The following is a 14,571-nucleotide window of genomic DNA, read 5'->3' as shown; positions in this document are numbered from 1 at the left end:
TTAGATAAAAGCATATTTAGCAAAAACCTGCGGATTTGCGCAGGTTTTAAAAATCTAAATATATTTTTTATACAATAACCGCTTGCTTTATAGTGACATAATTTCATTTTCTTTCTTTTTAATTATTTCATCTATCTTTTTTATAAAGTCATCAGTTTTTTTCTGAACATCTGCCTCAGCCTTTTTTATTTCATCTTCAGAAATATCATTTTCTTTTTTAAGAGCTTTAATATTATCATTGCACTCTCTTCTTATTGCTCTTACAGCAACCTTTGAATCTTCTCCTGCTTTCTTTACATTCTTTACTATATCTTTCCTAGTTTCTTCTGTAAGTTCAGGTATAACCAATCTGATAACTTCTCCATCATTGGATGGATTTATACCTAGGTCAGATTTCAATATTGCCTTTTCTATTGCCTTTAAGGCCGTTTTATCCCAAGGTTGTATACAAAGTACTCTTGGTTCTGGAATAGATATGTTTCCCAATTGATTTATAGGAGTCATTGAACCATAGTATTCTGCCTCTATTCTATCAAGTAGTGCTGCACTAGCCCTCCCTGCTTTCATAGAAGCTAATTCACTTTTTAAAGCATCTATGGTCTTACCCATTTTTCCATCTGCTTTATTTAAAGTATCCTTGATCATAAGAAAATACCTCCTCATTTTTATTCTTTACAAACAAGTGTACCAATTCTTTCTCCAAGAACAATCTTTTTTATATTTTCTGGATTATCTAATCCAAATACTAATATAGGTATATCATTATCCATACAAAGTGATGTAGCTGTAGAATCCATAACTTGAAGTCCTTTATCCAACACTTCAATATAAGTTAACTTATCAAATTTTTGAGCGTCTTTATACTTATGAGGATCTTTGTCATATACACCGTCTACTTTTTTAGCCAAAAGTATAACATCTGCCTCTATTTCTGCTGCCCTAAGAGCTGCAGTCGTATCTGTTGAAAAATACGGATTTCCAGTGCCCGCAGCAAATATAACTACTCTATTTTTTTCTAAATGCCTCATTGCCCTTCTTCTTATAAATGGTTCTGCTACTTCTCTCATCTCGATAGCTGTCTGAACTCTAGTATTTACACCTAAGTTTTCCAATGAATCCTGAAGTGCCAGAGCATTTATACATGTAGCAAGCATTCCCATATAATCTGCAGTGGTTCTGTCCATACCCTCTCCGCTTCTTCCTCTCCAGATATTACCGCCACCTACAACAACTCCTACTGATATTCCCATAGATGTGAGTTCTTTTATTTCAATTGCTATACTTTTTGCTACATCAAAATCCAGTCCATATCCTTTTTCTCCTGCCAAAGCTTCCCCTGAAAGTTTAAGCATTACCCTTTTGTATTTAAGATTACCCATCTATATTATACCTCCAAATTATGATAAAATGAAATATAAAACTTAAAAAGTTCATACCCCAAAAAAAGAGAACACGGCGTGTTCTCTTTTCAGTTACTATTTACCTTCCATCTGCTTACGAACCTCTTCGGCAAAGTTTTCTTCTTTCTTCTCTATTCCTTCACCTTTTTCAAATCTAACAAAATCAGAAATCTTTATTTCAGCTCCAACTTCCTTTGATTTATCTTTAAGGTATTTATCTATAGTAAAATCTGAATCCTTAACCCATACTTGATTTACTAAGCAGTTTTCTTTATAATATTTTTGAACTTTTCCCATAACTATCTTATCAACAATTTTTTCTGGTTTTCCTTCATTTAAAGCTTGAACCTTATATATTTCTTTTTCCTTTTCTAAAGCATCAGTATCAACTGTATTCTTATCTAAGAATAGTGGATTAGCAGCAGCTACCTGCATAGCTACATCTTTTGCAACTTCCTTTAGAACAGGACTTTCATTTTCACATTCAAGTTTAACCAAAACTCCTATTCTTCCGCCGCCGTGAATATAGCTTTCGATTAAGCCCTTTGAAACAGAAAATTTCTTAAATCTTCTAAGTGTCATATTTTCACCTAATTTTGCAATTAAGTCTACTAATGCATCTTTTACAGTCTTAGTATCATCTGCTATATATTTTTCTTTTTCTAATTCTTCTACAGTAGTTGCACTTGTTAAAGCTGCCTGTTTTGCTATATTATCTGCAAAACCTACAAAATCTTCATTTACAGATACAAAGTCTGTTTCGCAGTTTACTTCTACTATTGAAGCAATTTTTCCATCCTCTGAAATGTATGTTTTAACTAGTCCTTCAGAAGCTACTCTGCCAGATTTTTTAGCTGCAGCTGATAGACCCTTTTCTCTTAATATTTCAATGGCTTTTTCAGTATCACCATTTGCTTCATTTAAAGCTTTTTTGCAGTTCATCATTCCTGCTCCGGTTCTTTCTCTAAGTTCTTTTACCATCTGTGCAGTTATCATAATTATATTCCGTCATCTAAAAGCTATAAATTATCCAAAAACGCAATAAAACCTTATAGCTTACTTCTCTGCTCACAGTGTCTGAAGTTTTGTCTTCTCTTGGTCTGACACTCCCAGAGCGTAAATTCGGATGCATTACACCCTACTTATATGGCAATCATAATTTTTAAGCAATTGCCAATCAACGGTTTTTCAGCTCCTCTCCTACTTGTATTCGACCTATATATAAACATTCTCTAATTTTCATATATTATTCTTCTTCAGCTAATTGTTCTCCCTGTCTTCCTTCCATTACTGCATCTGCAACTTTAGATGTAATTAATTTTACAGCTCTTATTGCATCGTCATTTCCAGGTATAACATAATCTATTTCGTCAGGATCACAATTTGTATCAACTATAGCTACTACTGGAATGCCTAAAATTTTAGCTTCAGATATAGCATTCTTTTCTTTTCTTGGATCAACAATGAAAAGTGCTCCTACATTTTCAGCATTCATTGTCTTTATTCCACCTAAATTTTTCTCTAACTTTTCTTTTTCATTATTTAACTTTATAACTTCTTTTTTAGGAAGAACTTCAAATGTTCCGTCTTCTTCCATTTTCTCTAACTCTTCTAATTTAGCTATTCTTGTCTTTATAGTTGCAAAGTTTGTAAGCATACCTCCAAGCCATCTGTTGTTTACATAATGCATATTGCTTCTTTTTGCTTCTTCTTTAATAGCTTCTTGGGCTTGCTTTTTAGTTCCAATAAATAATATATCTTTTCCTTCTGATGCAATTTCCCTTATAAAATTATAAGCTTCTTCTACCTTTTTTACTGTTTTCTGCAAATCTATTATATAGATTCCATTTCTCTCTGTAAAAATATAAGGAGCCATTTTAGGGTTCCATCTTCTTGTTTGATGTCCGAAATGAACACCTGCTTCTAATAATTGTTTCATTGAAATAACTGACATTAATTTTTCCCTCCTAGGTTTTTCCTCCATCATCTTCATATTCACAAAATACCTTTTGGCACCTTTTTGTGAATTAGATAATGTGTGTATTAATTACCTTATGTAGTATACCACAAGGCTTAAATGTATTCAACAAAAAATTAGTATTTTTTATTTTATCCGATCGCTACCATTGCTAACCACCATTTTCTTCAAAGTGGGCGATAAGCACTGTTACGTGCCTGGATAAGTTCTTCCCCTAAAGGATAACGTATTCTAAGTGCTAAAGACACTAAGAATATTGTTAATAAGGTTCAGTAGAGAAAAAGTATTCCTTATAAGCAAACTCCACCTGAACCTAAGAATCACTTTATCTTCTTCAACTCATCCATTAATTTTTCATTTAATATCTTAATATGAGTCCCCTTCATTCCAAGTGACCTAGATTCTATAACTCCTGCACTTTCAAATTTTCTAAGTGCATTTACAATAACAGACCTGGTTATTCCAACCTTATCAGCTATTTTTGATGCTACAAGTAATCCTTCATTTCCATCCAACTCACTGAATATATGTTCCACTGCTTCCAATTCTGAGTACGACAAAGTCCCAATAGCTAATTGAACTACTGCTTTCTTTCTAGCTTCCTCTTCTATTTCTTCATTTTTAGATCTTAATATCTCAAGTCCAATTATAGTTGCACTATATTCCCCTAATACTAGATCTTCATCAGTAAATTTTTCTCCAAAACTTGCTAATAATAAGGTTCCTAATCTTTCTCTATTACCTACTATAGGAACTATAGTTGTAAGCTTATTATCTATATCACAGGGAGTTCCATCTTCAAAAACACAAATTCCATTATTACTTAAATTGGCCAAAGTCTCATGTACATTTAAAAGCTTATTATTATACTGCTCAGGGAATTTCATTTCATTTATTACTTTCTCCTTAAGCATATAACATTCAAAACCATCTGGAAAATTATATCCTAATATTTTCCCTCTTCTACTTATAATATAAACGTTACATTCCAAAACTTCACTTAACAATTTACATATATCTTCAAAAGCTACTGGTTCTGTTCCTGACTTCTGTAATATCTTGTTCAATTTTCTTGTTTTGTCTAATAGTGTTGACATTTATAACCCTCCTTGTTACCACTGCATTATCTCTTACACATAAACATTGCATATACATTTCTACCTATTAATAAAAAAGATATATCTTTTGCAAATATCCGCATAAAAAATTTTCTTTAATTACATTATTAATAATTTAGACTTTTTGAAATATTTAGAATTATTCTTTATTCATTAATTATGATAACATAATAATGATTTTAATTCAATATAATCATTTTAATTCGACTAGATTTTACCTTTATTTACACTCGAAAATTATACTTTTAACTAGTTTTTATTTTAAATGTTTATTAAAATGTAAAATATATAACTTTTACTTAGCTGTTTTTTCATCTCCATCTTCCACAGCTTTATATTCCCTGTGTTTACATTCTGAATTAGAACATTCCAAATAATTTCCTTTGGATTTATTATATTTTTTCACCATATAATTTCCACATTCCTTACACTTTTCATTTGTAGGTTCAAACCAACTTACAAAATCACAGTCAGGGTAATTACTGCACCCATAAAACTTTCTGCCTTTTCTACTTCTTTTTATCAAAACTTTTCCCTGACATTTAGGACATTTTACATCCAACTCTTCCACTATTGGTTTTGTATTCTTACATTCCGGATATCCTGGGCATGCTAGAAAATCTCCAAATCTTCCATGCTTTATAACCATATTTCTACCACATTTATCGCACTTTATATCTGTAACCTTATCTTCTATAGTAATTCTAGCAACTTCCTTTTCTGCTATTTCAATGGATTTTTTTAAAGGCTCATAAAATTCACCTACTACTTTTCTCCAATCATCTTTTCCATCTTCAACACTATCTAACTTGGACTCCATTGCAGCAGTAAATTCCACATCTACTACCTGCTTAAAATACTGACTTACTATATTATTAACTATATCTCCTAGTTCAGTTGGAATTAAAGTTTTCTTTTCCCTCTGTATATATTTTCTATCCAAAAGAGTTGATAAAATTGGAGCATAAGTGCTAGGCCTACCTATTCCATTTTCTTCTAAGGTTTTTACAAGAGATGCCTCAGAAAATCTAGCTGGAGGTTGTGTAAAATGCTGCTTTCCATCTATAGACTTTCTTAATAATTTCTCTCCTTCTTCAAGCTTAGGGAGGGATATATCGGATTTTTCTTCTTCTGTGGCATATTTGTATACTTTCATAAATCCGTCAAATTTTATTCGTGATCCACTGACTTTTAATCCATAATTGCTATTCACTATATCTATGGATTTAACATCGATCTGGCAGGATGACATTTGACTTGCTACAAATCTATTCCATATTAAATTATAAAGTTTATACTGTTCTGGTTTTAAATTTTCCTTTGCTATTTCAGGTGTTATTTCTACATTAGTAGGTCTTATAGCTTCATGCGCATCCTGTATATTTTTTTTACTTTTAAAGTTTCTAGGCTTTTCTTCAATATACTCCTTTCCAAATTTATTTGCTACAAAATCTCTACAAGCTTCCTGAGCCTCTTGTGCTATTCTAACTGAATCAGTTCTCATATATGTGATAAGACCTATAGTTCCATACCCTTTTATGTCCACTCCTTCATATATCTGTTGGGCTATGGACATAGTTCGTTTAGTAGAAAAATTTAATTTTTTGTAGGCATCTTGCTGTAATGTACTTGTAGTAAATGGAGGAAGAGGAGTCCTATTTTTATTAGTATTTTTTATTGATTTTACAATAAATTGTCCTTGTTTTAACTCTTCTATAATTTTATCTACTTCATCTTTACTACCAATTTCAATTTTTTTCTTATTAAATGTAGTAAGCTTTACATTAAAACATTTACTCTCATTTTCTTTATGAAGTTCACATTCTATAGTCCAGTATTCCTGTGGCACAAAATCTACTATTTTCTTTTCTCTCTCACATATCATTTTGAGAGCTACTGATTGTACTCTTCCTGCACTTAGACCCCATTTAATTTTTCTCCAAAGTATAGGGCTTATCTTGTATCCAACTAGCCTGTCAAGTACTCTCCTAGCCTGCTGTGCATTAACTAAATTTATATTTATTAATCTAGCAGATTTTATTGAACTTTTTACAGCATTTTTTGTAATTTCGTGAAATTCTATTCTACACTTTTCATTTTCATCTAATTTTAACGCATGAGATAGATGCCAGGAAATAGCTTCCCCTTCTCTATCAGGGTCAGTAGCCAAATAGACTTTTTCACTTTTCTTTGCTTCTTTTCTCAGCTTATCTAAAAGCTCACCTTTTCCTCTTATAGTTATATATTTAGGAGTATATTCATTATCTATATCAACTCCCAGTTGACTTTTGGGAAGATCCCTAACATGGCCCATTGAAGCCTTGACTACATAATTTTTACCTAAATATTTTCCTATGGTTTTAGCCTTTGCTGGTGATTCAACTATAACTAATTTTTGTCCCATTTATATATACTCTGGCATATTTAAGCTCACTCCAGAGTGTACACCCCCCTTAGATTTTAGCCATCATATTTAAACCCTTGACTAAATATTATTTTTAATTAAATTATATGTACTATCTTGTAATACTCTCGCTGCCTTCAGCTTTTACATAATAATTACCTGCAAGACACATTATTTCACCTTTTAACTGCAATTCAAATAATAACTCATATAATCGTTTTATGTCAACATTAGTTATTCTACTTATTTCATCTATATGCATGGGAATATGTCCTATTACATTACATATTTTTTCTTCTTTACAGCTTAATTTATGCTTTTTTTCACAAGTCTTATTCATATACTCTACAGGTAATATATCAAATAAGTCCTCTAAACATGTAAATACATAGGCTCCATCTTTTATAAGTTTATTCGTTCCCCTACTCTTAGAAGAAAATATAGATCCTGGTACTGCCATAACATCTTTACCCTGTTCCAAAGCACAGCTTGCTGTTATTAGTGCTCCACTTTTATCCCCTGCTTCAATTACAATTACCACATCACTCAATCCACTTATAATTCTATTTCTAAGTGGAAAATTATAATAATAAGGTTTTGTCTTAGGAACAAACTCTGACAGCACACATCCTCCCTTCAAGATATTTTCATATAACTTTCTATTTTGTCTGGGATATATAACATCTACCCCTGATCCAAGCACAGCACAGGTATATCCATTTTTTTCAACGGCTGCATTCTGTGCATAGCTATCAACTCCTCTTGCCATACCACTTATTATATTTATATTATTTACAGCAACTTCCCTACTTATTAATGTAGCTAAATTTTTACCATACAAACTACAATCCCTAGCACCTACAATAGATACACTAAAATTATCATTGAGTTTTTTTATATTTCCTTTATAAAATAAAACTGCTGGAGAATCCTCATAATTTTTTAATCTCTCAGGATATACTTTATCACAAAAGTTTATAGCATTAATTCCATTTGTACTGCAGTATTGCAGCATATTCTCCAATTCATAACTATTCCAAGCCTTTTTAAGTTCATCGTATATTTTAGGATAACTTTTACGTAAAAGTGTAAAATCATCATTGTAAATACTGTGAATATATATTTCCCTTGTACTTTTAAATTTTTTTAAGATAGAAATTTTCAACTTATTTGATATTTTAACACAAGCAAACCACAAATCATATATATTCATATATTATTCACATCCCATATCTATAATTATGTAAAAATTATGCTCATAATCCATACATTTTATTCAAATCAAAATTAGTATTAGCTTCATAATTTGATTTATTCCCACCTATATTTAAAAGTTTAAAATGCAAATTTATTGTCAAGAATTAAGTAGAGGTGATAATAATTATGGCAGTTAAACTAAATACAGCTTCATTTTTAGGTGTAGAAGGAAATATAGTATCCGTAGAAGTAGATATAGAAAGAGGGCTTCCCTGCTTTAATATAGTAGGTCTTGCGGATACTTCTGTAAAAGAATCTAAAGAGAGAGTTAAAGCTTCTATCATAAATTCAGGTTTTGAATTTCCTGTAAAAAAAATAATAGTAAACTTAGCTCCTGCTGATATGCGAAAAGTTGGATCTTTATTTGACTTACCTATAGCCCTTGGTATATTAATGGCTACAAATCAAATAAACTTTGCTGATTGTAGAAACTTTTTAATCATGGGTGAATTGTCTTTATCTGGAGAACTTAACAAGGTAAGAGGTGTTCTTCCTATAACAATAGAAGGTATGAAAAACAATATTAAGAATTTTATAGTTCCTATAGGAAATGCAGAAGAATGCTCTGCCATAAATAAAATTAATTGCTATGCATTCAATAATTTAAAGGAAGTTGTGTATTTTATAAAATATAGAGATTTGGTACCATTTAATCATAAAACAATAAATGTTGAAAGTAAAAATGCATTAGATTTTTCAGATATATTAGGACAAGAAAGCTGTAAAAGGGCTTTAGAAGTTGCTGCTGCAGGAAATCATAATATACTTATGATAGGTCCTCCCGGATCTGGTAAGACTATGATGGCAAAGAGGATTCCAACTATCCTACCAAATTTGAGTTATGAGGATGCTCTAGAAGTAACTAAAATATACAGTGTAACTGGAAGTTTAAACAAAAATGAAGGTCTAATAACAAGACCTCCCTTTAGAAATCCACACCATACAAGTACAACTGCTTCTCTAATAGGAGGTGGAAAAAATTTAATGCCTGGTGAAATATCCCTAGCTCATAATGGAGTACTTTTTTTAGATGAAATTTTAGAATTTAAGAAAAATGTCCTTGAAACTTTAAGGCAACCTTTAGAAGAAAAAAAGATAACTATAAATAGAGCATATGGTAGGGTAACCTTTCCCTGTAATTTTATGACTGTATTAGCCACTAATCCATGTCCCTGTGGAAATTTTGCCTCTAAAAAGGAGTGTAATTGTACTGATTTTCAAAGGAAAAGATATATATCAAAACTATCCGGACCTATTCTAGATAGGATAGATTTATTTACTTTCGTAAATTCTCTAGACTTCAAAGATATTGAAAATTGCTCCAGAGGTGAACCTTCTAAAAATATAAAAAGCCGAGTAGAAAAGGCAAGAAGAATTCAAAAACAAAGATTTAAAAATGAAGGAATACACTACAATTCAGAAATGAGCAGCAAATTAATAAGAAAATACTGCAATCTAGATGAAAGATGTCTGTTACTTATAAAATCAATTTATATTAAGTACAACTTAACAACCAGAGCTTATAGCAGAATATTAAAAGTAGCTAGAACTATAGCTGATTTAAACAATAGCAAAAAAATACAAGAATCCCACCTAGCAGAAGCTCTTCACTATAGAAAATTTTTAGATGAAAAATTTTTGTAATTTCCATAAAACTCCTCAAAGAGCTTTATTTTAAGTTATAAAAATTGTATAATAAAATTAAGTTATTTTTTTACATAAAATCAATTTAATAGGAGTGATGTGTATGTATTTTTTACTTGTTATACTTGGTATGTTTTTCAGTTTCATATTATTTTTTACTGGAATACAAAACAAAAATTCTGATATCATAAGTATTGGAAGCGTACTTTCTATATTCTTTTTATTGATTTTCATAAATATATATATACCTGATGTTGTACATAGTTTAAAAACAGGCTTAATAAGTATATCTAGTCTATGGTAATCGTATTCATAATTTAAAAATAAAAGGAGATTTTTATGCATTCTTTTAATAAAGATATAGGTTCTCTAGGGGAGGATATAGCTGAAATTTATCTCAAGCAAATTGGATATACTCTGCTAGAAAGAAATTTTCATTGTAAACTTGGGGAAATCGATATAATAGGAAAAGACGGAAATTATATTTGCTTTATAGAAGTGAAAACACGATGTAATACTCAATATGGCAGTCCTGGTGAAGCCGTAAATTACACCAAACGTATAAGAATATGTAATACTGCTAAAATGTATATAGCTAAAAAAAAGCTATTTAAATTCAATTTTAGGTTTGATGTAATAGAAGTTATGGTTAAGCCTCATGACGGCATTTCATCTATAAAGCTAATTAAAGATGCCTTTGAAATATAAACTTATCTACAATATATTTTTTAAAAAACTTACTCTATGTATTTTACAAATTCCATATTTTTTTATAGATTCTATATGATCTTTAGTTCCATATCCAGAATTTTGTTCAAACTTATAATTTGTATACAGATGAGAGTATTCTTCCATGAGACTATCCCTGTATACTTTCGCAATAATTGAAGCTGCAGCTATACTAGCACTCTTCGTATCACCTTTTATTACAAACTCATTATTAGTGGACAAGTTTTTTACTGCATACCCATCAGATAATGCCATGGTTACAGGTAATTTGAGACCTTCTACTGCTCTCTTTAGTACTTCATTATTACACCAGGATATTCCCCTCTTATCTATTTCAATATTGTTTATAACCGCAATATTATAAGCAAGCGCCCTTTCTTTTATAACCTTTGCAAGCTCACATCTACGTTTTGGCGTAAGCTTTTTAGAATCCTTTATACCTAAAATTAATTCTCTATCTTCATTATAATTCAAATTAAGTATCACTGCCCCAGCAGCTATTGGACCTGCCAAAGGCCCCCTTCCAACTTCATCTACACCAGCTGTATATATATGATTTCCAAAAGACTTATCAAATTCATACATTTTTCTTACTCTGGAAATCTCTGAATTTTTATTTAAAATGAATTTGTAAAAACTTGAAGACAACGACCTTACATTTTTTCTTTTGTCTAACTTTAAATTTCCTATAACTTTTTTGATTTCATCCTCATTTAAGTCAAAATAGCCTTCTTCTAAATTTTTTATTGCATACTTTATTTTATCGAATTTAAAATTTTCTAGTTCATTCCACGAAAAATTTTCTTTATTTATATCAAAATCTACACTTTCGCTATCTTCCATTATTTAAAATACACCTTTCAGAAGTTTAATTCAATTAAAATCTAATGGATCTTCAAGAGAAATAGGTCCTAGCTTTCCTCCTCTAAATTCATCCAAAATTATAACAGAAACTCTATTGTAATCTATCTTTCCTCCAGATACTATAGCTCCTCTCTTTCTTGCTATATTATCCATATTTACTAAAGGATCTTCACTTAATTCAGATAACTTATATCTGTCCATTAGCCTTTTAGGATATCTTTCACATAAGTCCTTCAAAAGACTTAATGCAAGCTCTTCAATATCCATGATTTCATCCTTTATAGCTCCCGTAAAGGCTAAATGTAGCTGAGTTTCCTGGCTTTCCAGCTTAGGCCATAATATTCCAGGTGTGTCCATTAGTTCTATTCCAAGCTTAGTTTTAATCCACTGCTTGCTCCTTGTGACTCCCGGCTTATCTCCTGTTTTTGCTATGCTGTTTTTAGCCATTTTGTTTATAAATGAAGATTTACCTACATTAGGTATACCTACTACCATTACCCTATCAGTTATACCTAAAATGCCCTTATTGTTCATTCTATCATGCTTTTCTTTTAAGAGCTCATCTAATAATGGTTTTATACTTTTAATACCCTGTCCTGTATTTGAATTTACAGCAAGAGCCTTGATGTTTTTATTTGATAAATATTTAATCCATTTTTTGGTTACACTATCCTCACTTAGATCATTCTTATTTAGAAGTATTATTCTAGGTTTTGATCCACAAATATCATCTACCTCTGGATTTTTGCTGGACCTTATTATCCTAGCATCCCTTATCTCTATAACTGCATCTACCAACTTAAGATTTTGTTTCATCTCTCTTTTTGTCTTGGCCATATGCCCTGGAAACCAATTTATATCCATATAATTTCTTCCTTTCTACTTATGGGCCGACTTCAACGTTCCAAATCTGCTAAATGGATATATCCTAAAAGCAGCTCTTCCCACTACCAGTTTATAATTTACAAATCCTACATCAGAAAATCTACTATCCCTGCTGTTATTTCTATTATCTCCAAGTACGAATACCGTATTATTAGGTACAGTAACTTCATTAAAGTCTCCTGTAACCATAGGTTCTAATATATAAGGTTCATTTTTAGCCACATCATTTACATAAAGTTTTCCATTTTCAATCTTAACTTTGTCTCCACCTACTGCAACTACTCTTTTAATAAACTTTTCTTTAGGATTTGCAGGGTACTTTATTACAACTATATCACCAGGCTTTGGAGCCCTAAAATAATAGCTAACTTTTTCTACAATTAATCTATCCTTATTATTTAAAGTTGGATCCATAGAATGCCCATCTACACTTACAGTTTCAAATACAAAAGTTATAATTAAAAATGCTGCTATTATAGCTACCAGTATGGATTTACCTAAATCTAGCAATTCCTTCATAAAAACTTTACACCACCTTAAATATAAAAAAAGGACTTTATAAAGCCCCCTTTTCTTATTTTAATATTTCTTTAACTTTAGCTGCTTTACCTACTCTATCTCTTAAATAGTATAATTTAGCTCTTCTAACTTTACCTCTTCTAATTACATCTATTTTATCTATTATAGGAGCATTTACTGGAAAAGTTCTTTCAACACCAACACCATAAGCAACTCTTCTAACAGTAAAGGTTTCTCTTATTCCACCGTTTTGTCTTTTTAAAACTACACCTTCGAAAACCTGTATTCTTTCTCTATTTCCTTCTTTAATCTTTACATGAACTTTTACTGTATCACCTACATTGAATTTTGGAAGATCTGTTCTTATCTGTTCATTTTCTATTTGTTTTATTATTTCTAACACTGTGCATTACCTCCTAATAATTATTCAACGTTCTTACCCAGCTTATAGCAGATAGAGGAACGTCTGTATAGCACACAAAATACATTCTAGCATATTTACATATCAAATTCAATATATAATTAAAAATTTACATTATATGTTCTTTTTATATAAGTCAATGAGTTTTTTGTCTTCTGTGGATAATTTAAGTTTTTCAAATAAATCTGGTCTCTTACTTTTAGTTATTACAAGCGATTTCATTCGTCTCCATTTTTTTATATTTTCATGGTGACCAGATAAAAGAACCTCTGGTACGTTATCTCCCTCAAAACATTCCGGTCTAGTATACTGTGGATATTCTAGTGATCCATTATAAAAAGATTCTTCCATATAGCTTTCGCTTTTGGCAAGTACACCAGGAATCATTCTACATATACTATCTACAACTGGAATACATGCCATTTCTCCCCCAGTTATTACGAAATCTCCTATAGATATTTCAGTGTCTATATATTTATAAACTCTTTCATCTATTCCCTCATAATGTCCACATAAAAATATCATTTCCCTCTCTTTTGAAAATTCTTTAGCCATAGACTGGTTAAAAGTTTTTCCTCGAGGGCCTAGATAAATCACTTTTCCATTATTTTGACATTTAACTTTTCTTATACAGTCTACAATTGGCTGGGCGGCCATCACCATTCCTGCTCCTCCACCATAGGGATAATCATCTACTTTTCTATGCTTATCTATGGTAAATTCTCTTATATCAAAAGTATTTATTTGCAAAATACCTTTGTTAATTGCTCTTCCAATTATACTATAATTAAATATGTCAAACATTTCAGGAAAAAGTGTCAATATATCTATTTTTACATCCATGTTTTCACCGGCTTTATAACTATCTCTTCTTTTTCTACGTCTATGCTGACTACAACATTTTCTATAGCAGGAATTAAAAGCTCATTTTCTCCCTTTATCCAGTAAACATCATTATTATGGGTATGAATTACATCCCCAACCTTGCCATAAAAAGTTCCATCCTCATCCACTACACTGCATCCTATTATATCTGTAATAAAATATGTTCCTTCTTCTAATTTAACTGCATCATTTCGTGGAATTTCTATATATTTTTGTTTATAAGCCATAGCTTCTTCTATAGAATCTATACCCTCAATTTTAAGTATAACCTTCTTTGACTGGAGTTTACATTCTATTATATTTTTTAGTGTACCATCTATATATGCAGATTTTAATTTTTTAAATCTTTCAATATCATCAGTTAAAGGATACACCTTTAATTCTCCTTTTATTCCATGAGTATTTATTATCTGTCCTACAGTTATAAAATCTTTCATAGAACAATATCCCGCATATCAAAAATTAAG

At 30.7% G+C, this 14,571-nt stretch carries 16 protein-coding genes; 3 read left to right on the top strand and 13 right to left on the bottom strand.

Annotated elements, in window-relative coordinates:
• Nucleotides 1–87: 87 nt before the first annotated feature.
• The 7 genes from frr to dprA all read right to left on the bottom strand — a co-directional run bounded on the left by frr (nt 88) and on the right by dprA (nt 8,113).
• Nucleotides 88–645, bottom strand: a complete 558-nt coding sequence (gene frr / locus CLJU_RS06405) for a ribosome recycling factor (protein WP_013237970.1) — start codon at nt 643–645, stop codon at nt 88–90.
• Between the two features lie 20 nt (nt 646–665).
• Nucleotides 666–1,379: a UMP kinase gene (gene pyrH, locus CLJU_RS06400; RefSeq protein ID WP_013237969.1), complete on the bottom strand. Its 714-nt coding sequence runs from the start codon at nt 1,377–1,379 to the stop codon at nt 666–668.
• 96 nt (nt 1,380–1,475) lie between these two features.
• Nucleotides 1,476–2,396: a translation elongation factor Ts gene (gene tsf, locus CLJU_RS06395; RefSeq protein ID WP_013237968.1), complete on the bottom strand. Its 921-nt coding sequence runs from the start codon at nt 2,394–2,396 to the stop codon at nt 1,476–1,478.
• A gap of 250 nt (nt 2,397–2,646) precedes the next feature.
• Nucleotides 2,647–3,354 carry a 30S ribosomal protein S2 gene (gene rpsB / locus CLJU_RS06390; protein WP_013237967.1) on the bottom strand — a complete coding sequence of 236 codons (708 nt, stop codon included), beginning with the start codon at nt 3,352–3,354 and terminating at the stop codon, nt 2,647–2,649.
• A 344-nt stretch (nt 3,355–3,698) separates the two neighbouring features.
• The gene (gene codY, locus CLJU_RS06385; protein WP_013237966.1) at nt 3,699–4,475 is read right to left on the bottom strand and encodes a GTP-sensing pleiotropic transcriptional regulator CodY; all 777 of its coding nucleotides are present in this window, start codon (nt 4,473–4,475) and stop codon (nt 3,699–3,701) included.
• A gap of 316 nt (nt 4,476–4,791) precedes the next feature.
• Nucleotides 4,792–6,900, bottom strand: a complete 2,109-nt coding sequence (gene topA, locus CLJU_RS06380) for a type I DNA topoisomerase (protein ID WP_013237965.1) — start codon at nt 6,898–6,900, stop codon at nt 4,792–4,794.
• A gap of 112 nt (nt 6,901–7,012) precedes the next feature.
• Nucleotides 7,013–8,113: a DNA-processing protein DprA gene (gene dprA, locus CLJU_RS06375; RefSeq protein ID WP_013237964.1), complete on the bottom strand. Its 1,101-nt coding sequence runs from the start codon at nt 8,111–8,113 to the stop codon at nt 7,013–7,015.
• A 170-nt stretch (nt 8,114–8,283) separates the two neighbouring features.
• Between dprA and CLJU_RS06370 the strand changes: the two genes are divergently transcribed.
• The 3 genes from CLJU_RS06370 to CLJU_RS06360 all read left to right on the top strand — a co-directional run bounded on the left by CLJU_RS06370 (nt 8,284) and on the right by CLJU_RS06360 (nt 10,509).
• Nucleotides 8,284–9,801 (top strand): YifB family Mg chelatase-like AAA ATPase, encoded by a 1,518-nt coding sequence (locus tag CLJU_RS06370; protein WP_013237963.1) that lies wholly within the window; start codon nt 8,284–8,286, stop codon nt 9,799–9,801.
• Between the two features lie 103 nt (nt 9,802–9,904).
• On the top strand, nt 9,905–10,105 hold the full coding sequence (locus tag CLJU_RS06365) for a hypothetical protein (RefSeq protein WP_023163122.1): 201 nt from the start codon (nt 9,905–9,907) through the stop codon (nt 10,103–10,105).
• A 35-nt stretch (nt 10,106–10,140) separates the two neighbouring features.
• Nucleotides 10,141–10,509, top strand: coding sequence for a YraN family protein (locus tag CLJU_RS06360; RefSeq protein WP_013237962.1), 369 nt, complete (start codon nt 10,141–10,143; stop codon nt 10,507–10,509).
• Between the two features lie 6 nt (nt 10,510–10,515).
• Here the strand turns inward: CLJU_RS06360 and CLJU_RS06355 are convergent, their stop codons facing one another.
• The 6 genes from CLJU_RS06355 to rimM form a co-directional block, all read right to left on the bottom strand.
• A complete protein-coding gene (locus tag CLJU_RS06355; protein WP_013237961.1) occupies nt 10,516–11,373 on the bottom strand; it encodes a ribonuclease HII in 858 nt (285 codons plus the stop codon).
• A gap of 30 nt (nt 11,374–11,403) precedes the next feature.
• A complete protein-coding gene (ylqF, locus tag CLJU_RS06350) occupies nt 11,404–12,258 on the bottom strand; it encodes a ribosome biogenesis GTPase YlqF (RefSeq protein ID WP_013237960.1) in 855 nt (284 codons plus the stop codon).
• A 15-nt stretch (nt 12,259–12,273) separates the two neighbouring features.
• Nucleotides 12,274–12,798, bottom strand: a complete 525-nt coding sequence (lepB, locus tag CLJU_RS06345) for a signal peptidase I (RefSeq protein ID WP_013237959.1) — start codon at nt 12,796–12,798, stop codon at nt 12,274–12,276.
• A 55-nt stretch (nt 12,799–12,853) separates the two neighbouring features.
• Nucleotides 12,854–13,201, bottom strand: coding sequence for a 50S ribosomal protein L19 (gene rplS / locus CLJU_RS06340; RefSeq protein ID WP_013237958.1), 348 nt, complete (start codon nt 13,199–13,201; stop codon nt 12,854–12,856).
• Nucleotides 13,202–13,333: 132 nt separating this feature from the next.
• Nucleotides 13,334–14,062, bottom strand: a complete 729-nt coding sequence (gene trmD / locus CLJU_RS06335; RefSeq protein WP_023163118.1) for a tRNA (guanosine(37)-N1)-methyltransferase TrmD — start codon at nt 14,060–14,062, stop codon at nt 13,334–13,336.
• Entirely contained in the window at nt 14,053–14,541 is a 489-nt protein-coding gene (gene rimM, locus CLJU_RS06330; RefSeq protein WP_013237956.1) for a ribosome maturation factor RimM, read from the bottom strand. The genes trmD and rimM overlap by 10 nt, the downstream gene beginning before the upstream one ends.
• Nucleotides 14,542–14,571 lie beyond the last annotated feature (30 nt).

This window comes from Clostridium ljungdahlii DSM 13528 (genome assembly GCF_000143685.1).
GTDB classification, from domain to species: domain Bacteria; phylum Bacillota; class Clostridia; order Clostridiales; family Clostridiaceae; genus Clostridium_B; species Clostridium_B ljungdahlii.
This window is presented reverse-complemented; position numbering and strand designations above follow the sequence as displayed.

Coding starts and splice junctions, on each gene's coding strand:
- frr (WP_013237970.1), bottom strand. CDS start 645: ATGATCAAGGATACTTTAAATAAAGCAGATGGAAAAATGGGTAAGACC.
- pyrH (WP_013237969.1), bottom strand. CDS start 1,379: ATGGGTAATCTTAAATACAAAAGGGTAATGCTTAAACTTTCAGGGGAA.
- tsf (WP_013237968.1), bottom strand. CDS start 2,396: ATGATAACTGCACAGATGGTAAAAGAACTTAGAGAAAGAACCGGAGCA.
- rpsB (WP_013237967.1), bottom strand. CDS start 3,354: ATGTCAGTTATTTCAATGAAACAATTATTAGAAGCAGGTGTTCATTTC.
- codY (WP_013237966.1), bottom strand. CDS start 4,475: ATGTCAACACTATTAGACAAAACAAGAAAATTGAACAAGATATTACAG.
- topA (WP_013237965.1), bottom strand. CDS start 6,900: ATGGGACAAAAATTAGTTATAGTTGAATCACCAGCAAAGGCTAAAACC.
- dprA (WP_013237964.1), bottom strand. CDS start 8,113: ATGAATATATATGATTTGTGGTTTGCTTGTGTTAAAATATCAAATAAG.
- CLJU_RS06370 (WP_013237963.1), top strand. CDS start 8,284: ATGGCAGTTAAACTAAATACAGCTTCATTTTTAGGTGTAGAAGGAAAT.
- CLJU_RS06365 (WP_023163122.1), top strand. CDS start 9,905: ATGTATTTTTTACTTGTTATACTTGGTATGTTTTTCAGTTTCATATTA.
- CLJU_RS06360 (WP_013237962.1), top strand. CDS start 10,141: ATGCATTCTTTTAATAAAGATATAGGTTCTCTAGGGGAGGATATAGCT.
- CLJU_RS06355 (WP_013237961.1), bottom strand. CDS start 11,373: ATGGAAGATAGCGAAAGTGTAGATTTTGATATAAATAAAGAAAATTTT.
- ylqF (WP_013237960.1), bottom strand. CDS start 12,258: ATGGATATAAATTGGTTTCCAGGGCATATGGCCAAGACAAAAAGAGAG.
- lepB (WP_013237959.1), bottom strand. CDS start 12,798: ATGAAGGAATTGCTAGATTTAGGTAAATCCATACTGGTAGCTATAATA.
- trmD (WP_023163118.1), bottom strand. CDS start 14,062: ATGGATGTAAAAATAGATATATTGACACTTTTTCCTGAAATGTTTGAC.
- rimM (WP_013237956.1), bottom strand. CDS start 14,541: ATGAAAGATTTTATAACTGTAGGACAGATAATAAATACTCATGGAATA.